The organism is Acinetobacter sp. B-6 (assembly GCF_056930735.1).
In genome coordinates this window covers 87,359-107,647 of the sequence record NZ_JBXPBY010000017.1, presented here as the reverse complement: position 1 = coordinate 107,647, position 20,289 = coordinate 87,359, and the positions used below count along the sequence as shown (strand labels likewise).

Here is a 20,289-nt window from a genome sequence, read left to right as displayed (position 1 = left end):
TAACGATGGGTTGAACTGGTGCAGTACTATCAACAATGACTTGCGCAGGCGGACTAACATTTCCCGATGCATCTACAGCCGTCACTTTAAGCGCTGTACCATCTGGAACAGGTGTTGTTGGTGTAAATGTAAATTTACCGTCTGGTCCTGCTGTTGTAGTACCAATGACTTTACCTGAACTATCAGTAATATTTACTGTGCTTCCTGCTTCTGCTGTTCCTGTAATTAAACGACCATTAGTCGAATGAACAAGCGGTTGATTGGGTGGAGTCACATCTCCATTTTTTTTATCACTGGATGAATCGTTATTGGCTATAGCAGCAATAGCACCTATACCTAAAGCACCACCAATCACCCAAGGTAGAATCTCAATATTTGCATCATGATATAGAAGTGGTTCTATATCATTGATAGAAATATAGTTTACAGTTTCTAAAACATCTTGTGTTTGATTTAATTCCAACAAAAATAATTTATTCTGGTCATCTTTTAAAACAATGTCATTATCTGAATGGCTAGCAAAAAAATTCTCAATTGAAATTTTCTCACCACTTTTTAACAGAATGACCAATGCATTTCCCACTCTTTCTGTTGATGCAATATCTTCTTTTTTCACATTAATAATAACAACTGAATTTTCAACCAACTTCACATCGGTTGAGCCCTTTAAGTCTAAAACCTGATGAGTTTCTTTAGAAACTATTTGAATATTTAACATAATTTTTTCCCTTTATAATTTCATTAAATGTTTTGAATTTCATGTTTTTATTTGCAACGTTTTTGAGAGCACTTTTAATTGAATTGAACTATTTTTTAGTATTTTATTATTGAAATATAAAACGCACTAAACAAAATAACTAATATAAAAAGTCACAATATATACTCATGTTTTTTAATGATTTTATAAAAAAAATTAATCAAAAATTAAATAAAATAATTTAAATCAATATTTTTCAATATCTTATTATTTATTGTTTTTATCAAATTTAATAATCTATTAAATTAAATAATCATCGTTATAAAATACATTTAATTTTCAATATTAAATAGAACACAATATCCACAATTAATGCAAAATAAAACACATTAAATAAATAATCAAATTCAAATAATCTAAGAATGAAATGTTAAAAAATATAAGTTTACTTTTAACCAAACATCCATCTTTCTTATACCCACCATCTTGTCGTAAATACACAAGAGAATTTCGGCGCTTATATCTATAATTTTGTTGTTCTTAGGAAATGATGCTTTTAAGATAATTTCTTAGAAGTAGTGAAACTTTTTCAACTATGAAATGTTGATCATTGTTTAACTAATGCAAAAACCTTTAGGCTAATATTTAAAAATAAAATATCAAAATTTATACAAGATTAACCCATTTTAAATGCTTAGTATAAAAATGCTAAACTCTAACTTATTTCAAATCACTGGATGATTCGCATGGAAATACGTGATCAAATTATTCTCGTTACGGGTGGTGCACGTGGCTTAGGTCTTGCCATTACTCATGCTTTAATACGAGAAGGTGCAAGGGTTGTTGTAAACTATTTCAATAGCGAAGAATCCGCACAACAACTTGCCAGAGAACATGCTGAACAAGTATTTATTTATAAAGCAGATGTGACTGATGAAGACCAAGTGAATTTGATGTTCAAAAAAGCTAAATTGCATTATGGACATGCCATTACTTCAGTCATTAATAATGCGCTTTTGTCTTTTAAATTTGATGGAGACTTACGTCCTAAAGTCGAAGCCCTGAATTGGCATAGCATGCAACAGCAATTAGATAGTGCTGTTAAAGCAGCTTTAAATACAACTCAAGCTGCCTTAGAAGATATGAAGAAAGATCATTTTGGTCGTATTATTAATATTGGAACAAACCTCGTACAAAATCCTGTGGTTCCATATCATGATTATACAGCAGCGAAAGCAGCACTTTTGGCTTTTACTCGAACAACATCACATGATCTTGGGCAGTATGGAATCAATGTCAATATGCTTTCAGGTGGTCTATTACGTAAGACTGATGCCAGTAGTGCAACACCAGATCAAGTTTTTGACTTAATTGCTGCATCGACACCATTACAAGAAGTCACAACTCCTGAGCAGTTTGCAGATGCAATATTGTTATTTTTATCGCCTTGGTCTAGAGCAGTGACAGGACAAAACCTCATCGTTGACGGTGGCTTAGTCAAAGGTTAATGATATAGCGAAGATTGAAGCAAATATAATAAATAGTTAAAACAAAAATGAGAGCCTTAAGGCTCTCATTTTTAGATCATTTTTGAAATACTGGGATTAAGCCAAACCTTTCTTTTTCAATACATCAAGCATTGTTGAACCGAGTTCAGCAGGACTACGTGTATATGCCATGCCTGCTTTTTCAAATGCAGCGAATTTCTCTTCAGCAGTACCTTTACCACCAGAGATAATCGCACCAGCATGTCCCATACGTTTACCCTTAGGCGCAGTAACACCAGCGATATAACCCACCACTGGTTTAGTTACATTTGACTGGATATACTCAGCAGCTTCTTCTTCCGCAGAACCACCAATCTCACCAATCATAATGATTGCTTCAGTTTGTGGATCTTCTTGGAAAAGTTTTAAGCAGTCAATTTGGTTCATACCCGGAATTGGGTCACCACCGATACCGATACAAGTCGACTGACCTAGACCAAGCTTGGTTGTTTGTGCAACTGCTTCATAAGTCAATGTACCAGAACGTGAAATAATCCCGATTTTACCTGGCTGATGGATATGACCTGGCATGATCCCAATCTTACATTCACCCGGTGTGATAATCCCTGGACAGTTAGGACCGATTAAACGTGCATTATTACCATAAGTTTCAAGGTAACGTTTTGCTTTAAGCATGTCTAAAGTCGGTACGCCTTCAGTGATCACAACGATCAATTCAATACCTGAATCAATCGCTTCAACGATTGAGTCCAATACAAATGGAGCTGGAACATAGATCGAGGTTGCATTAGCACCTGTCTCTTTTACTGCTTCACGCATCGTATTAAATACAGGCAAACCGATATGCGTTTGACCACCTTTACCTGGTGTTACACCACCAACAACTTTTGTGCCATATGCGATTGATTGCTCAGAATGGAATGTACCATTTTTCCCCGTAAAGCCTTGTACCAATACTTTTGTGTCTTTATTTACTAATACGCTCATGATTGATACTCCTTACGCTTTCACTGCAGCAACAACTTTTTCTGCCGCATCGGCTAAACCGTTCGCAGAAATTAATTTTAGACCTGATTCATCAAGTAATTTTGCACCTAACTCTGCATTGTTCCCTTCTAAACGAACAACCACAGGCACAGTCACATTTACTTCTTGAACCGCTGCAATAATCGCTTCAGCAATCATGTCACAACGAACAATACCACCAAAGATATTGATCAGAACACCTTGTACTGAACTATCTGAAAGAATGATTTTGAATGCTTCAATAACACGATCTTTCGTCGCACCGCCACCCACATCAAGGAAGTTAGCAGGCTGACCACCGTACAGTTTGATAATGTCCATGGTCGCCATCGCAAGACCTGCACCATTCACCATACAACCAATGTTACCTTCTAATGCAACATAGTTTAGATCAAATTCAGATGCTTTTAGCTCACGTTCATTTTCTTGAGATTTGTCGCGCATTGCAGCAATCTCAGGTAAACGATATAACGCATTTGAATCGATGCCAACTTTTGCATCTACACACAAAATTTCACCATTTTCACGAACTGAAAGTGGGTTAATTTCAAACAATGCAAAATCATTTTCAACAAATGCTTTATATGCACCTGTCATAATCGTTACAAACTGATTGATTTGTTTGTCTTTAAGCCCCAATTGGAAGCCAACATCACGTGCTTGGAAAGGCAATAAACCTACCAATGGATCAACTTCAACTTTAATAATTTTTTCTGGTGTTTCTTCTGCAACTTTTTCAATTTCCACACCACCCTCAGTCGATGCCATAAAGGTCACGCGACGACTAGAACGATCAACAACTGCACCGAGGTACAATTCACGCTCTACTGGGTATACATCTTCACAAACAAGAATACTATTTACAGGCTGACCATTTGCATCAGTTTGATAAGTGACTAATCGCGTACCTAATAAATTTTTTGCGTATTCAGCTGCTTCTTCTTTTGACTTAACAACTTTCACACCACCCGCTTTACCACGGCCACCTGCATGAACTTGGGCTTTCATCACCGCGAATTTGCCACTAATCTGGTCAAATGCTGCTGATGCTTCTTCTGGAGTAGTGATTAAAATGCCTTCTTGAACTGGCATACCATATTTTTTCAACAGCGCTTTCGCTTGATACTCATGTAGATTCATCTTTTACCTTTTACTACTTTTCACATTGTTATGACACACCAATACCTAGACTTCCATCACAATAACTATTGGCATTTATTAAAAATTGTTGTTGTATTCTTAGATGATTATTCAATTAAAAACAACCATCAAAAGTAAAAAGAGCGGTCGAAACCGCTCTTTTTTGTTTTATTTACGTTTACGTTGGATGGCGTGAATCGCACGACCATCAACTGCAAGAGCAGCTTCGTGAACGACTTCTGAATATGTTGGGTGACCGAAAGTCATCAATTGTAAATCTTCTACAGAAGATACAAACTCAAGCGCAATCATACCTTGGTGTACGATGTCTGAAGCGCCAGGACCGATGATATGCATACCCAATAAACGATCTGTTTTAGCATCCGCAACGAATTTCACAAAACCTGCTGATTCATTTGCAGCTAAAGCACGACCATTCACAGCAAACGGGAATTGACCAGTTTTAACTTCGTGACCTTTTTCTTTAGCCTGTTCTTCAGTTAAACCCACCCAAGCCGCTTCAGGATGTGTATAGATCACAGAAATAATGGTGTCATAGTTTACTTGTGCAGCGTGACCGTGCATACGCTCAACAGCCATTACACCTTCTTCCATTGCTTTATGTGCAAGCATTGGACCACGCACCAAGTCACCAATCGCATATACACCATCAACAGATGTTGCACACCAATCGTTTACTTCAACCAAACCACGCTCAGTCAATTTAATGCCTGAATCTTCAGCCAACAAACCTTCTGCATATGCTTTACGACCCACACAAACAATCAATTTGTCAAAAGTTTGAGTTTTGTCTTCACCAGCTTGGTTGTACTGTACAGTCACTTCACGACCGTTGATTTCAGTACCAGAAACTTTAGCGCCAATACGAATATCTAAACCTTGTTTCGTTAAAAGTTTTTGATAATCTTTTGCCAAAGCTTTGTCCGCCATTGGTAAAAATGTATCTAATGCTTCAAACACAACAACTTCAGAACCCAGACGACGCCATACTGAACCAAGTTCTAGACCAATTACACCAGCACCAATCACACCTAAACGCTTAGGTACTTCTTGGAATTCAAGTGCACCAGTAGAGTCAACAATTAAGTCTTCATCTACTTTTGCAACTGGAATATTTACAGGAACAGAACCAGTCGCAAGAATCACATATTTAGGCTCTAAAACTTGAACGTCACCACCTTCTAATGGTGTAAATTCAACTTTTTTACCCGCAAGTAATTTACCAGTACCTTGTAACCATTCGATGCCGTTTCCTTTAAGGAGCTGCGCAACACCGCCAGTTAAATTGTCAACAACTTTGTCTTTACGAGCAAGAAGCTTTTGAAGATCAAGTTGTACATTTTCAACTGAGATTCCGTGTACATCTAAGCCATGAAGTGTGTCTTCATAGTGATGTGAAGAATCTAATAATGCTTTAGAAGGAATACATCCCACGTTCAAGCAAGTACCACCTAAAGATGGCTTACCTTTGTGTACACGTTTTTCGATACACGCAACTTTAAAACCAAGTTGTGCAGCGCGAATTGCCGCTTCATAACCACCTGGTCCACCGCCGATTACAACAAGATCAAACTGTTGAGACATGCTTATCTCCAAGAACAAGCCTAGAGGATCGCCCTAAGCTTGTGATGTTATTCTAAAGAATTAAAGGTCAAGGATAAGTTTAGCTGGCTCTTCAAGTAACTCTTTAACCGTTACCAAGAAACCAACAGCTTCTTTACCATCAATCATACGATGGTCATAAGAAAGCGCTAAATACATCATTGGAAGAATTTCAACTTGACCATTCACTGCCATAGGACGCTCTTGGATCTTGTGCATACCTAAGATTGCAGTTTGTGGTTGGTTCAAAATAGGCGTTGAAAGTAATGAACCGAAAGTACCACCGTTGGTAATTGTGAACGTACCACCAGTCATTTCTTCGATAGACAATTTACCTTCACGTGCTTTAGCAGCATATGCACCAATACCAGATTCAACTTCAGCATAGTTCATGCGGTCAGTATCACGAAGAACTGGAACAACAAGACCACGATCAGAAGAAACCGCAACACCGATATCATAATAACCATGATAGATGATGTCATCGCCATCAATTGATGCATTTACAGCTGGATAACGTTTAAGCGCTTCAGTACACGCTTTAACGAAGAATGACATAAAGCCTAGACGTGCACCATGACGTTTTTCGAAAGCATCTTTGTATTGCTTACGCATTTCCATGATTGGCTTCATGTTCACTTCGTTAAACGTAGTCAACATTGCAGTTTGCTGAGTTGCAGCAAGAAGGCGCTCAGCAACTCGTTTACGTAAACGCGTCATTGGAACACGTTTCTCGATACGCTCACCTACAGCAACACTCAATGGGGTTGCAGGTGCAGCAGCTGGTTTAGTTTGATGATTGGCAACATCTTCTTTGGTGATGCGACCACCACGACCAGTACCATCAACATCTGCAGCAGCAATACCTGTTTCAGTAAGTGCTTTACGTACTGCAGGTGCTTGATCTTGCACTTGAGCACGCTCAACAACAGGTGCATTACCTGCTTGAGTTTGTGCAGCAGCTTGCTCAACTTTCTCTTCAGATTGAACTGCTTGAGTTTGAGCTGCACCAGAAACTGCACCTTCTTCAAATGTTGCGATTACTTCAGCAGAAAGAACTGTATCACCTTCATTTTTGATGATTGCAGAAATAGAACCATCAGCAGGAGCAACAACTTCTAAAACAACTTTATCCGTTTCAATATCACAGATCACTTCATCACGTGATACTGCTTCACCTGGTTGTTTGTGCCAAGTTGCGATTGTTCCGTCAGCAACTGACTCTGGGAACACAGGTGCTTTAATTTCGGTTGCCATTATTTAGATTCTCCTGATTGATCAGCCACGATCGCTAAAGCGTCATTTACGAGCTGAGCTTGTTGTTTTGCATGCAAATATGGTGAGCCACATGCAGGTGCAGCTGAAGCTTCGCGTCCTGCATAGCTAATTTGAACTTGTAGACCAGATTTCATTACACCTTCATATAAACGAGGAGCAATGAACAACCATGCGCCTTGGTTTTTCGGTTCTTCTTGACACCAAACGAGTTCTTTCACGTTTGGATATGTCGCAAGAACTTCTGCAAGACGTTTTTCTGGGTACGGATATAACTGTTCAACACGTACAACTGCAATGTTCAAGTTTTCTTCACGACGTTTTTCAAGTAAGTCGTAATAAACTTTACCACCACAAAGTACAACACGTGTTACATCTTGTTTGTTGATTTGATCCACTTCATCAATCACAGTCTGGAACGTACCAGTTGCAAGCTCATCTAAAGTAGATGTTGCAAGTTTGTGACGAAGCAATGATTTAGGCGAAGTCACAATCAACGGTTTACGGATTGGACGTACCGCTTGACGACGCATTGCATGGAAAATCTGTGCAGGTGTTGTTGGTGTAATCACTTGCATGTTTTCTTCAGCACATAACTGTAAGAAACGTTCAAGACGTGCAGATGAATGCTCTGGACCTTGACCTTCGAAACCATGTGGAAGAAGAAGTGTTAAACCACAAACACGCTCCCATTTGGTTTCACCAGATGAGATAAATTGGTCAATTACCACTTGCGCACAGTTTGCAAAGTCACCGAACTGAGCTTCCCAAATCACTAAGCTTTTTGGCAATGTTGTTGCATAACCATATTCGAATGCAAGAACCGCCATTTCAGACAATAAAGAGTCATAAATTGCAGTACGTGGTTGATTTTCTTTGATATGACAAAGTGGGATATAAACAGAACCATCAACTTGGTTATGTAGTTTTGCATGTCGGTGTGAGAATGTACCACGACCAACGTCTTCACCTGTCAAACGAACCAAATAACCATCATCAAGAATAGAAGCATATGCTAGAGTTTCTGCTGCACCCCAGTTGAGTGGCATTTCACCTGTTTGCATTTTAAAGCGATCATCAATCACTTTTGAAACTTGGCGTTGCATCACGAAGCCTTCTGGAAGCTCACGCATTTTTGTACCAAGTTCTTTTAAACGCTCAATCGGGAATGTTGTATCCCAATCATCGGTATAGTCATGACCAAGGTATGGTGTCCAATCAACAAACATTTTTTTGTTTGGCTCAAGCACCAATGCATTTGCAACGTGATTTCCTGCTTCAAGATCTTCACGGTATTTTTCAACCATCGCATCAGCAGATGCACGGTCTAATACTTTTTCTTGTACCAATTGGTCAGCATAAAGCGTACGGGTCGTCGGCTTTTTGCTAATAACTTGATACATCATCGGTTGAGTTGCTGCTGGCTCATCCGCTTCGTTGTGTCCACGACGACGGTAACAGAACATGTCAATCACAACATCTTTACGGAATGTGTGACGGAAATCATGTGCCAATTGAGAAACAAACAATACTGCTTCAGGATCATCACCATTGACATGGAAGATCGGTGCCTGAATCATTTTAGCGATATCAGTACAGTATTCTGTTGAACGCGCATCACGTGGATCAGAGGTTGTAAAACCCACTTGGTTGTTCACTACAATGTGAACTGTACCACCTACGGTATAACCACGAGTTTGTGACATTTGGAAGGTTTCTTGGTTGACACCTTGACCTGCAAATGCAGCATCACCGTGAACAATCACTGGCAATACGTCATCACCACCAATGTCTTTACGACGGACTTGGCGAGCACGTACAGAACCTTCAACAACAGGTCCAACGATTTCTAAATGTGATGGGTTAAATGCCAAAGCCAAGTGAACTTCACCACCAGGTGTCATTACATTTGAAGAGAAACCTTGATGGTATTTTACGTCACCTGAACCTTTTTTATTCAGTGCTTTACCTTCAAACTCACCAAATAAATCAGCAGGGTTTTTACCCATGATATTGACAAGTAAGTTTAAACGACCACGGTGAGGCATACCGATAACGACTTCTTTACAACCTACAGAACCTGCACGTTGAATCAGTTCGTTCACCATAGGAATGAAAGATTCACCACCTTCCACACCGAAACGCTTAGCACCAACATATTTATTGCCAAGGAATTTTTCTAAACCTTCAGCCGCTGTTAAGCGTTCAAGTACATGTTTCTTTTGATCTGCTGAAAAGCCAAATTGACCACGCGCACTTTCAAGGCGTTGCTGAATCCAACGTTTTTCTTTTGTGTCAACGATGTGCATATATTCTACACCAATAGAAGCACAATACGTCGCTTCCATTGCGTTAACCATTTCACCTAAAGTGGCTTCAGTTTTACCAATCGCCAAGTTACCCGCATTGAAAACCGTATCTAAATCAGACTTGGTTAAACCATGGGCAGCAAGGTCTAAATCAGGCACGTCTTCGCGTTTAGCCAAACCAAGTGGATCAAGTTTTGCTTTTTGATGACCACGGTTACGATATGCTGCAATCAGTTGCAATACACCGATTTGACGACGTTCATGCTCAGTACTTACTTCGCTTTGAACCACTGGCTGAACACGACTTGAATTACGACCTAATAATAAGAATTGCTCACGAATATTTCCGTGTGGTTGGTCGCCTTTAGGGAATTTATCGAAATATTGACGCCAATCCTCACCTACTGAGGTTGGAGAAGAAAGGTACTGTTCGTAAAGCTCTTCAATATACGCTGCGCTGTCAGCGGAAAGTTCAGTATCAAGACGCAATGCGTCAGCAACTTCTTGCATTTGTGGACCCATTTCCTATTGCAAAAACATTAGAGGGTGCTTTTTAAGCACTCCCATGATTGATAATGCCAAATCGGTAAATTGACATTCACCCATCAGGTACTAATGACCATGGGGCGTTATAAACATTAGCTTATTACTAATGCATACAATGAATCATAACGCCTTCATTGGCATCATCACTCACTTATATACTCAACCGAGGCTGAGCAATTTTTTGCAAATCGACTTAGAAAAAACAAAAGACTTTTTGCTTTTTCTAAAGCGGTTCTAAACGGCATCTATAAAAAAGATTTATAAACCGATCTGAGTCACACTTATGTTGAAAAAATGTACCAAAAACAAAGTCACTTTTTCACATATAGTGGTTTGTTAAATCGTAACATGATCTGCCACTTCAATTGATTTTTTTGACACATACCATCTATAAATTAGCGAAATACATACAAGAAATAATCAATTATTATCCCTCCATTTATATCGGGTCAGTTGTTCTGTTTTCAACGCTTTTATCGCAAATCATCACAATAAAAAACAACATTCTCTTTTCCTGCTCTCTCCTCAATGAATTTGCATAAAAAAAAGAGCGCACATCTAGGATGTGCGCTCTTTATTGACGTCGTATTAACCTGCTTGGTCAAGCAACATGCTACGGATATGACCGATTGCTTTTGTTGGGTTTAAACCTTTAGGGCATACAGATACGCAGTTCATGATTCCTTTACAACGGAACAATGAGAATGGGTCATCAAGACGTGATAAACGGTCTTGAGTCGCTGTATCACGAGAGTCAATGATAAAGCGATATGCATTCAACAATGCTGAAGGACCCAAGAATTTATCCGGGTTCCACCAGAATGATGGGCATGAAGTTGAACAACATGCACAAAGAATACATTCATACAAACCATTTAAGTGTTCACGCTCTTCTGGAGATTGTAAACGCTCTTTAGGTGGCGCAGGTTGATTATTGATCAGGAATGGCTGAATTTTGTCATACTGATCGTAGAACTGATTCATATCCACAACTAAATCTTTAACCACTGGCAAACCAGGTAATGGACGAATGACGATTTTTTCAGGTAAATCGTTCAAGTTCCATAAGCAAGCAAGACCGTTTTTACCATTGATGTTCACACCATCAGAACCGCAAATACCTTCGCGGCAAGAACGACGGAATGTCAATGATTCGTCTTGTACTTTCAATGCTAGAAGTGCATCAAGCAACATACGATGCTTATCTGTCAACTCTAGTTTAAAAGTTTGCATATACGGCGCTTTATCCTTATCAGGATCATAGCGGTAGATTTCGAACGTACGAGTACCTCTACTCATCTTATCTCTCCCGATTAGAATGTACGTGGTTTAGGTTCAATTGGGTCTACAGACAATGGGCTGTAACGTACAGGTTTGTATTCAAGATGATTATCTGCTGAATACCATAACGTATGTTTCATCCACTCATCATCACGGCGACCATATGAATAGTGCTCATCATCAGCAGGCAATTCATAATCCACAACTGTGTGTGCACCACGACATTCTTTACGCGCAGCAGCAGAAATCAAGGTTGCTTTTGCGACTTCATATAAGTTTTCAACTTCTAAAGCTTCAATACGTGCTGTATTAAATACTTTTGATTTGTCTTTCAAATGAATGTTACGTACACGTGGTTCAATCGCAAGGATTTGTTTAACACCCTCATCAAGCAATGCTTGAGTACGGAATACACCTGCGTGGTCTTGAACGATGTCACGAATCGCATCTGCAACTTCTTGGGCATTTTCACCAGAAGTTGAATCATCTAAATGACGAATACGCTTCAAAGTGTTTTCAAGCACATCATTTGGAAGTGGTTGATAATCATCACCGTGGTGTTTTGTCACATAATCAATGATGTGCTCACCAGCAGCTTTACCGAATACAACCAAGTCAAGAAGTGAGTTAGTACCCAAACGGTTTGCACCATGTACAGATACACATGAACATTCACCAATTGCATAGAACCCTTTTACAGGTACTGTGTAATTCATTGTGCCATTGGTTGTATATTCATTGGCTGCTTTATCAAATCCAGCATAGAAGCCTGGTTCATTTTTAGCTGCTTCAGGAATAACCACTTGACCATGAATATTCGTTGGAATACCACCCATTTGATAATGGATTGTTGGTACCACTGGAATAGGCTCTTTGGTAATATCCACGTTGGCAAATTTCTTACCAATTTCGAATACTGAAGGTAAACGTTTCATGATCGTGTCCGCACCTAAGTGCGTCATATCAAGAAGAATATAGTCACCTTTAGGACCACAACCACGACCTTCTTTGATTTCTTGGTCCATTGAACGTGATACGAAGTCACGTGGTGCCAAGTCTTTCAAAGTTGGTGCATAACGCTCCATGAACGGTTCGCCGTCTTTGTTACGAAGGATTGCACCTTCACCACGACAACCTTCAGTCAACAATACACCCGCACCAGCAACACCCGTTGGGTGGAATTGCCAGAATTCCATATCTTGTAATGGAATACCAGCACGTGCAGCCATACCTAGACCATCACCCGTATTGATATAAGCATTGGTCGATGCACGGTAAACACGACCAGCACCACCCGTAGCGAATAAAGTTGCTTTTGCTTGAAATACTGCAATCTTGCCTGTTTCTTGGTCAATTGCAGTTACACCAAGTACATCACCTGCTTCGTTACGAATTAAATCCAATGCGATCCACTCAACAAAGAATTGAGTACCCATTTTCACATTGCTTTGATACAGCGTATGAAGAAGCGCATGACCTGTACGGTCAGCAGCAGCACATGCACGAGGAACTGGTTTTTCACCATAGTTCGCAGAGTGACCACCAAAGGGACGTTGATAAATTGTACCGTCAGCGTTACGGTCAAATGGCATACCTAGGTGTTCAAGTTCATAAACAACTTTAGGTGCTTCACGACACATGAACTCGATTGCATCTTGGTCACCTAACCAGTCAGAACCTTTTACTGTGTCATAAAAGTGATAGTGCCAGTTATCATCTTGCATATTACCAAGTGATGCACCGATACCACCTTGTGCCGCAACAGTATGAGAACGTGTTGGGAATACTTTAGTTAGCACTGCAACTTTCAAACCTGCTTGAGCAAGTTGATATGAAGCACGCATACCTGAACCACCACCACCAACGATGACTGCATCGAAGAACTGGCTTGGAATATTTGAATAATCTTCTTTAGGGGTTAAAGCGCCCATGACATCTTCCTATCAATTCGCCCAAAAAATCTGGATTGCCCAGATCGCATATGCAATTACAGCAATAATCACTGCTGAAGTTAACACGATGCGTAAACCTGAAGCTGAAGGCCCCATTTGACGAGTAGTCACATAGTCAGTGAATACTTGCCACATGCCAATCCAAGCATGCGCAACAAGAGATAAGACTGCCAATAAAGATAAAATCTTCATTGGAAGTGTCATCATAAAGCCGAACCATTGCTCATAGTTAAATCCGCCATTGCACAGAATCCAACCTAATACCACAACAGTATAAACAGCTAGAACAACAGCACTTACGCGTTGGATATACCAATCACGAGAACCTGACCCCGTTAAACCTGTAGCACTTTTCATTAGAGAACAATCCATACGAATGATGCGATAATTGCTATCACAGCCAAGATTAATGCAATAGTTGCTGCTACGCGACCACTTTGCAACTCTTCAGCAAAACCTAGGTCAGCAAGTAGATGCTTAATACCCATAATGAAATGGAATAATAAACCAGCGACAAATACCCATACGATGAAGCGTACAACGAAGCCACCAAAGATTGCTTGAACTTGAGCAAAACCTTCAGGCGAAGACAAAGACTTGTCTAAAAGCCACAAAAGTACCGGTACGAGTAAAAATACGATGACACCTGAAAGACGGTGTAGAATTGATGCAATAGCCACAGGGGATTTTAAGTTTACATCTAAAACTTGACCCATGGACAAATTGACAGGTCTGTTGCTTTTCACAGCGGGCATCCTGTAAGTAAAAACTCCATCCGGAGTTTGTTGGAATTAATTCGAAGGAAAGCTAGCATTGTCAGACAAGTTAAATTGTCTGAACTTTAAACGACACTGAATTATAAAACGTGAACAGTCAAATTACAAACTGTCGAAATTGGCTTTTTCTTTAAAAAACACTCAAATAAGAATCATTTACATTCATTTGTAAGCTTATATCAATATTTTAAATCAAGCATTTAGCGCTATCTCTTTATTTTTTATGATTTTTAAACATAATACTTTTCGACATCATAATGGTGGATATTATTTTCATAAATTTAGACTAAAGCACAACAATACGGACAAAAGCGTCCTCTCCTACCATTATCCTAGAATTTTAAATTCTGTATTCAAGTTAACCCTATACAGATACCCATTATGTCGCTTCTAAATATCGCTTTATTTTCATTTTTAATGGTCATTATTTTATTCTGTGATTTAATTTAAAGCTTTACAATAAGAAAGAACGACTTAGTTTGTGAATAATTCAATTTTGACTGCTCAATATTCCGCACATTTGCTTGTTTTAACAACATGCAAAACCTGATTTAACGGTTGTTTTGGGTGTTTTTTGTACCAAAAACTAGATTGCAAAAACTATTTTTTAATCAATTAAGCACTAAAATGAAAATAAATATTTCATCATTTCATTTGGATGCTTTTCATACTGCCATTACATTAAAAGCTATGTAAGTCGTGAAATTTAGAAGTTTTTAAAACATGGAATCTAAGGAATTTGGCTTACAAAAACATCAAAATATTGGTCTAAAATGCCATTTCCTGTCTAGCAATCCTAATTATTTTTCTGCACCTAACTCTGAATTTACCTTATTATACTGACCGACTCTGAAATTTGATGCTCAATCTAACTGGTTAAAGTTGGACTAACTGTAGATGAAAACATGACTTTTTCATCCATAAGTATAATTGACAAAATTTCAGTACTCACTAAGCTAAATAGCAATTTTTGATCCGTCTGACTTGTGCATTACAAGATGACTAAGCAAGTTAGATAAAATATCCACCAGGACAGGAGATCTATTGAATGTCTGCAGCAACTGGCAAGAAAGCCGTTCTAGAGCTTGATGGCAAAAAAATTGAATTACCAATTTACAGCGGCACATTGGGCCCAGATGTAATCGACGTTAAGGATGTGTTGGCTTCAGGTCACTTTACTTTTGATCCTGGTTTTATGGCGACAGCTTCTTGCGAGTCTAAAATCACTTTCATCGATGGTGATAAAGGCGTTCTTTTACACCGTGGCTATCCTATTGCTCAACTTGCGACTCAAGCTTCTTACTTAGAAACTTGCTATTTATTGTTAAGCGGTGAGCTTCCAACTGCTGAACAAAAATCAGACTTCGAAAACAAAGTCCGCAACCACACTATGGTTCATGACCAAGTAAGCCGTTTCTTCAATGGTTTCCGTCGTGATGCTCATCCAATGGCTGTGATGTGTGGTGTGGTAGGTGCGTTATCTGCGTTCTATCACAATGGTTTTGACGTTGAAAACGTAGATCACCGTGAAATCACTGCAGTTCGTTTAGTTGCTAAAATTCCTACTTTAGCTGCTTGGACTTACAAATATACTATCGGTCAACCGTTCGTATATCCACGTAACGATTTAAGCTATGCTGAAAACTTCTTATACATGATGTTTGCTACTCCAGCAGATCGTGACTATAAAGTTAACCCTATTCTTGCTAAAGCAATGGACCGTATCTTTACGCTTCATGCTGACCATGAACAAAATGCCTCTACGTCTACAGTACGTTTAGCTGGTTCTACTGGTGCTAACCCTTACGCTTGTATTGCTGCAGGTATTGCTGCGCTTTGGGGACCTGCTCACGGTGGTGCAAACGAAGCCGTTCTTAAGATGCTTGATGAAATTGGCACTGTAGAAAACGTTGCGCCGTTCATGGAAAAAGTTAAAACTAAAGAAGTTAAACTTATGGGCTTCGGTCACCGAGTTTATAAAAACTTCGATCCACGTGCGAAAGTTATGAAAGAGACTTGTGACGAAGTGTTAAGTGCACTTGGTATCAATGATCCACAACTTGCGCTTGCAATGGAACTTGAACGTATTGCGTTAAGCGACCCGTACTTCATTGAACGTAAACTTTACCCGAACGTAGACTTCTACTCAGGTATCATCCTTAAAGCGATTGGTATCCCAACAGAAATGTTTACTGTAATCTTTGCGCTTGCACGTACTGTGGGTTGGATCAGCCACTGGTTAGAAATGCACAGCGGACCTTACAAGATCGGTCGTCCTCGTCAGCTTTATACTGGCGAAACTCAACGCGATATCAAACGTTAATTCGTTACGCGTTCAGATCGAACAAGAGACCACCCTTTGGGGTGGTTTTTTATTACATATTCATACCAGCTGGCACAATCTATTTATTTTAAAATTCTTTTAAAAATCAAAATATAACAATATTAATAATAAGTATTGAAAGCTCAAATTCATATGTTCTCGATAAAGCTTACAAATCACTACTTTATAAAACACCCACAAATAACTTTATTTTATATATTGTTTAAAAATTTTTAATCATACATTTTCAAAGGAATTGAAGATGCCTCAACATTTATCCAAACAAGTGCACGACCCAGACCAAGCTTTTTTTGGTCACCCTAAACCATTAAAAGGTTTATTTTTTACCGAGCTTTGGGAACGTTTTTCCTATTATGGTATTCGCCCTCTATTAATCCTCTATATGGCGGCTTTAGTTGCTGATGGCGGTCTCGGTTTAGATCGTCCAACAGCATCAGCAATTGTCGGCTTATTTGCAGGCAGTATGTATTTAATGACCGTATTGGGTGGATGGGTTGCTGACAATTATCTCGGTCAAGAGCGCGCTGTGTGGTATGGCTCACTGATCATCGCACTCGGACATTTATCCATTGCATTGGCAGCCTTATTTGGACATTTCTTTTTTTATTTTGGTTTAGTTTTGATTGTGATCGGTTCTGGTTTATTTAAAACCTGTATTTCCGTCATTGTTGGCACTTTATATCAGGCTCAAGATTCACGGCGTGATGCAGGATTTTCCATTTTTTATATGGGAATTAATCTAGGTTCATTGACTGCCCCACTATTGACTGGTTTATTGGTAAAAGAACATGGTTGGCACTGGGGATTCGGCATCGGTGGGGTTGGAATGTTAATCGCCTTACTGATTTTTAAGTTAATCACTGTGCCTCAATTAAAACAATTTAATCATGTGCGTGGCAATGAAAATAACTGGGCTCGTCCTGTACATTACAATCCTAAAGCACCCCAAATGATCATAGGATTTCTTGCAGTTGTTGGCTTGATTATCGCTCTAGTTTCTTTTGGAATAATCAACATCAATCCAATTCAGATCGCCACATATTTCACAATCACAATTTGTATTTGTATTGCCTTATATTTCTGCTATCTATTGCTCTTTGCAGGTTTGAATAATACCGAGAAAAAACAAATCATCATCTGTTTTATTTTACTCATCACTGCTGCACTGTTCTGGTCAGCATTTGAACAAAAGCCAACATCTTTTAATCTTTTCGCCCAAGACTTTACAGATCGCCAATTCTTTGGCTTTGAAATACCCGCCGTTTGGTTTCAATCGATTAACCCGCTTTTCATTATTATTTTCGCACCAATCCTGGCATGGCTTTGGGTTAAATTGGGCAAACAAAATCGTGACCCTAGCTATATCACCAAATTCATTATTGCTTTACTCCTCGCTGCGGGTGGTTTCCTCGTGATGAGCATTGCCAGTTACTTGATCACCCAAAATGGTGGAACTGTTTCTGCATTGTGGATCGCATCAAGCCTTCTGCTTTTAACGCTAGGTGAATTATGCTTAAGCCCTGTTGGGCTTTCAACGATGACCAAACTTGCTCCAACCATCATTCGTGGACAAGTGATGGGACTTTGGTTTACAGCATCTGCTTTAGGGAATTTGATGGCAGGTTTAATCGGTGGTCATGTTTCTATCAATGAAGTTGAGCAATTACCCCTCCTATTTATGCGATGTGTCATCGCTTTACTTCTAGGCGCACTCGTTCTATGGTTAATGAAAAAACCGATTCGTAAATTACTCAATCAATCATCGACTCCCTCTCAAAAATCTCTTGATATGCAATTGGAAAAAGTATGAACGCTTTATCACCTGCCAACAAATTAGAAAACCTTCGTACAATTATGAAGAAATATCAGCAGGATGCTTTTATCGCCATGAGTGCAGATCCACATATGTCAGAGTATCTACCTGATTATTGGAAAATACGCCAATGGCTAACAGGCTTTACAGGTTCAGTTGGCACAATTGTAGTCACTCAAAACTTTGCAGGTTTATGGGTAGATGGTCGATATTGGGTACAAGCTGAACAGCAACTGGAAAATACAGGTTACGTTTTACAAAAGCAGACACCTGATCCTGCTTCAACACATTTGTCTTGGCTTTCACAACATTTAGCCAAAGATGCAAAAATTTGTGTCAATGGAAATACCATTTCAACTCAACAATATAGCGCATTATCTGCGCTTGCAAGAGAACACAATTTCTTTATCCAAACAGACTTCGATTTAATTGATGAAATTTGGACTGAACGCCCAGCACTGCCCCTACAACCCATTTGGCAAATGGCAGATGATTTCAATGCACAAACACGTTTAGAAAAAATAATTGCGATCCGTGACAAACTTATTCAGAAAAAAGCAACGGGGCATTTTATTTCTGCACTCGATGATATTGCTTGGATTTTAAATTGTAGAGGCAGTGATGTTGAATATAATCCCGTGTTCTTAGCACACTTATATATAGATCATTCTCGAACTGTGCTTTTCATTGATGATGCAAAACTTTCGACTGAAATGCAGCGAAGATTTGCTTTGGATAACATCGAAATCTTACCTTATAACGTAAGCATCGAGTTTTTGGTCGAACTTAAACAACAAAATATTTTAATTGATCCAGCAAAAACATCGATTGCCCATACACAGGCGATTGAACACCATAATCACTTGATTCTAGAAATCAATCCCAGCACATTATTTAAATCCCAGAAACACCCCTCAGAAATTCAGCATGTCCGCAATGCCATGATCAAAGATGGGGTTGCTTTGTGTCATTTTTTTCAATGGTTAGATACAGCGCTAACAAATAATGAATCCATCAATGAATTGACGATTGATGAGATGATCACTGGTTTCCGCGCCAAGCAAAAGGACTTTCTAGGACTAAGTTTTTCAACGATTGCAGGTTTCAATGCCAATGGGGCACTACCCCATTATCGAGCAACTGAAGAAAGTTTCAGTGAAATCACGGGTGACGGCTTGTTACTGATTGATTCAGGTGCGCAGTATGCAGATGGTACGACAGATATCACCCGAGTTGTCCCTATCGGAAACACAAGTATTGAACAAAAACGTGATTATACGCTGGTATTGAAATGTCATATTGCGCTTGCTCAAACTGTCTTCCCAGAAGGCATTGAATCACCTCTTTTAGATTCGATCACACGTCAAACCCTGTGGAAATATGGTTTGGATTATCGTCATGGTACAGGTCACGGTGTAGGCTATGCATTGAATGTTCATGAAGGACCTCAAGTCATCTCTTATTATGCGCCAGCGACAGCTTTTACCAAGATGCGTGAAGGCATGATTAGCTCTAATGAGCCAGGCTTATACCATCAAGAAAAGTATGGGATTCGAATTGAAAATCTTGTCGTCAACAAAATTAAGCATTTTGAAGATACGACTTATGGTCAGTTCTTAGAATTCGAAACACTCACACTGTGCCCGATTAACCGAAGCTGTATTATTTTAGAGTTGTTAAATGATGATGAAAAAGCATGGCTGAATCAATACCATCAAATAGTCAGAGAACGATTAGCGCCCCACTTAGAAGGTGATGTTTTAAACTGGCTAAATGAAAATACCCAAGCAATTTAACTCCCATATCAATCAAAAAAGCGCAGAGCCTTTTGACTGTGCGCTTTTTTGAAAAGCTATATGCCATTGATGCGTATAATAAATATAAAATCCCGTACTTTATTGCATAGTGAGTTTATGAAAAACACATACAATAAAATATCGTTTATCTTCAATAATAAAATTAATCATCGAATATATTGGGTGATGATATGAGTGTTGTG

The 20,289-nt window shown here is 39.1% G+C and carries 14 protein-coding genes; 4 read left to right on the top strand and 10 right to left on the bottom strand.

Features of this window, described 5'->3' with window-relative positions; translation table 11 throughout:
- On the bottom strand, positions 1 to 718 hold a 718-nt coding region (locus AC1Z3T_RS18310; RefSeq protein ID WP_483396838.1), incomplete at its 3' end, for a BapA/Bap/LapF family prefix-like domain-containing protein.
- 725 nt (positions 719 to 1,443) lie between these two features.
- Between AC1Z3T_RS18310 and AC1Z3T_RS18305 the strand changes: the two genes are divergently transcribed.
- Positions 1,444 to 2,205 carry a 3-oxoacyl-ACP reductase gene (locus AC1Z3T_RS18305; protein ID WP_100885691.1) on the top strand — a complete coding sequence of 254 codons (762 nt, stop codon included), beginning with the start codon at positions 1,444 to 1,446 and terminating at the stop codon, positions 2,203 to 2,205.
- 96 nt (positions 2,206 to 2,301) lie between these two features.
- Here the strand turns inward: AC1Z3T_RS18305 and sucD are convergent, their stop codons facing one another.
- The 9 genes from sucD to sdhC all read right to left on the bottom strand — a co-directional run bounded on the left by sucD (position 2,302) and on the right by sdhC (position 14,103).
- Positions 2,302 to 3,192 carry a succinate--CoA ligase subunit alpha gene (gene sucD / locus AC1Z3T_RS18300; protein WP_004829423.1) on the bottom strand — a complete coding sequence of 297 codons (891 nt, stop codon included), beginning with the start codon at positions 3,190 to 3,192 and terminating at the stop codon, positions 2,302 to 2,304.
- A 12-nt stretch (positions 3,193 to 3,204) separates the two neighbouring features.
- The gene (gene sucC / locus AC1Z3T_RS18295; protein WP_004829424.1) at positions 3,205 to 4,371 is read right to left on the bottom strand and encodes an ADP-forming succinate--CoA ligase subunit beta; all 1,167 of its coding nucleotides are present in this window, start codon (positions 4,369 to 4,371) and stop codon (positions 3,205 to 3,207) included.
- Positions 4,372 to 4,539: 168 nt separating this feature from the next.
- Entirely contained in the window at positions 4,540 to 5,976 is a 1,437-nt protein-coding gene (gene lpdA / locus AC1Z3T_RS18290; RefSeq protein ID WP_005032929.1) for a dihydrolipoyl dehydrogenase, read from the bottom strand.
- Positions 5,977 to 6,036: 60 nt separating this feature from the next.
- Positions 6,037 to 7,251, bottom strand: coding sequence for a 2-oxoglutarate dehydrogenase complex dihydrolipoyllysine-residue succinyltransferase (gene odhB, locus AC1Z3T_RS18285; protein WP_004829426.1), 1,215 nt, complete (start codon positions 7,249 to 7,251; stop codon positions 6,037 to 6,039).
- Complete coding sequence (locus AC1Z3T_RS18280) at positions 7,251 to 10,088, bottom strand: 2-oxoglutarate dehydrogenase E1 component (RefSeq protein ID WP_005032931.1); 2,838 nt, start codon at positions 10,086 to 10,088, stop codon at positions 7,251 to 7,253. The genes odhB and AC1Z3T_RS18280 overlap by 1 nt, the downstream gene beginning before the upstream one ends.
- A 624-nt stretch (positions 10,089 to 10,712) precedes the next feature.
- Positions 10,713 to 11,423, bottom strand: a complete 711-nt coding sequence (locus AC1Z3T_RS18275) for a succinate dehydrogenase iron-sulfur subunit (RefSeq protein ID WP_004829428.1) — start codon at positions 11,421 to 11,423, stop codon at positions 10,713 to 10,715.
- A 14-nt stretch (positions 11,424 to 11,437) separates the two neighbouring features.
- Entirely contained in the window at positions 11,438 to 13,336 is a 1,899-nt protein-coding gene (locus AC1Z3T_RS18270; RefSeq protein ID WP_005032935.1) for an FAD-binding protein, read from the bottom strand.
- Positions 13,337 to 13,348: 12 nt separating this feature from the next.
- Complete coding sequence (gene sdhD / locus AC1Z3T_RS18265; RefSeq protein ID WP_004717289.1) at positions 13,349 to 13,714, bottom strand: succinate dehydrogenase, hydrophobic membrane anchor protein; 366 nt, start codon at positions 13,712 to 13,714, stop codon at positions 13,349 to 13,351.
- Positions 13,714 to 14,103 (bottom strand): succinate dehydrogenase, cytochrome b556 subunit, encoded by a 390-nt coding sequence (gene sdhC, locus AC1Z3T_RS18260; protein ID WP_004829430.1) that lies wholly within the window; start codon positions 14,101 to 14,103, stop codon positions 13,714 to 13,716. The genes sdhD and sdhC overlap by 1 nt, the downstream gene beginning before the upstream one ends.
- A 1,078-nt stretch (positions 14,104 to 15,181) precedes the next feature.
- Between sdhC and gltA the strand changes: the two genes are divergently transcribed.
- The 3 genes from gltA (at position 15,182) to AC1Z3T_RS18245 (ending at position 20,086) form a co-directional block, all read left to right on the top strand.
- Positions 15,182 to 16,456, top strand: a complete 1,275-nt coding sequence (gene gltA, locus AC1Z3T_RS18255; RefSeq protein WP_004829431.1) for a citrate synthase — start codon at positions 15,182 to 15,184, stop codon at positions 16,454 to 16,456.
- Between the two features lie 262 nt (positions 16,457 to 16,718).
- Positions 16,719 to 18,287 (top strand): peptide MFS transporter, encoded by a 1,569-nt coding sequence (locus AC1Z3T_RS18250; protein WP_198261470.1) that lies wholly within the window; start codon positions 16,719 to 16,721, stop codon positions 18,285 to 18,287.
- A complete protein-coding gene (locus AC1Z3T_RS18245; protein ID WP_483396837.1) occupies positions 18,284 to 20,086 on the top strand; it encodes an aminopeptidase P family protein in 1,803 nt (600 codons plus the stop codon). Before AC1Z3T_RS18250 ends, AC1Z3T_RS18245 begins: the two co-directional genes overlap by 4 nt.
- The last annotated feature ends 203 nt before the right edge of the window (positions 20,087 to 20,289 follow it).

Excerpts from the sequence above, each read along its gene's own strand:
- AC1Z3T_RS18305 (WP_100885691.1), top strand. The coding sequence starts at position 1,444 with ATGGAAATACGTGATCAAATTATTCTCGTTACGGGTGGTGCACGTGGC.
- sucD (WP_004829423.1), bottom strand. The coding sequence starts at position 3,192 with ATGAGCGTATTAGTAAATAAAGACACAAAAGTATTGGTACAAGGCTTT.
- sucC (WP_004829424.1), bottom strand. The coding sequence starts at position 4,371 with ATGAATCTACATGAGTATCAAGCGAAAGCGCTGTTGAAAAAATATGGT.
- lpdA (WP_005032929.1), bottom strand. The coding sequence starts at position 5,976 with ATGTCTCAACAGTTTGATCTTGTTGTAATCGGCGGTGGACCAGGTGGT.
- odhB (WP_004829426.1), bottom strand. The coding sequence starts at position 7,251 with ATGGCAACCGAAATTAAAGCACCTGTGTTCCCAGAGTCAGTTGCTGAC.
- AC1Z3T_RS18280 (WP_005032931.1), bottom strand. The coding sequence starts at position 10,088 with ATGCAAGAAGTTGCTGACGCATTGCGTCTTGATACTGAACTTTCCGCT.
- AC1Z3T_RS18275 (WP_004829428.1), bottom strand. The coding sequence starts at position 11,423 with ATGAGTAGAGGTACTCGTACGTTCGAAATCTACCGCTATGATCCTGAT.
- AC1Z3T_RS18270 (WP_005032935.1), bottom strand. The coding sequence starts at position 13,336 with ATGGGCGCTTTAACCCCTAAAGAAGATTATTCAAATATTCCAAGCCAG.
- sdhD (WP_004717289.1), bottom strand. The coding sequence starts at position 13,714 with ATGAAAAGTGCTACAGGTTTAACGGGGTCAGGTTCTCGTGATTGGTAT.
- gltA (WP_004829431.1), top strand. The coding sequence starts at position 15,182 with ATGTCTGCAGCAACTGGCAAGAAAGCCGTTCTAGAGCTTGATGGCAAA.
- AC1Z3T_RS18250 (WP_198261470.1), top strand. The coding sequence starts at position 16,719 with ATGCCTCAACATTTATCCAAACAAGTGCACGACCCAGACCAAGCTTTT.
- AC1Z3T_RS18245 (WP_483396837.1), top strand. The coding sequence starts at position 18,284 with ATGAACGCTTTATCACCTGCCAACAAATTAGAAAACCTTCGTACAATT.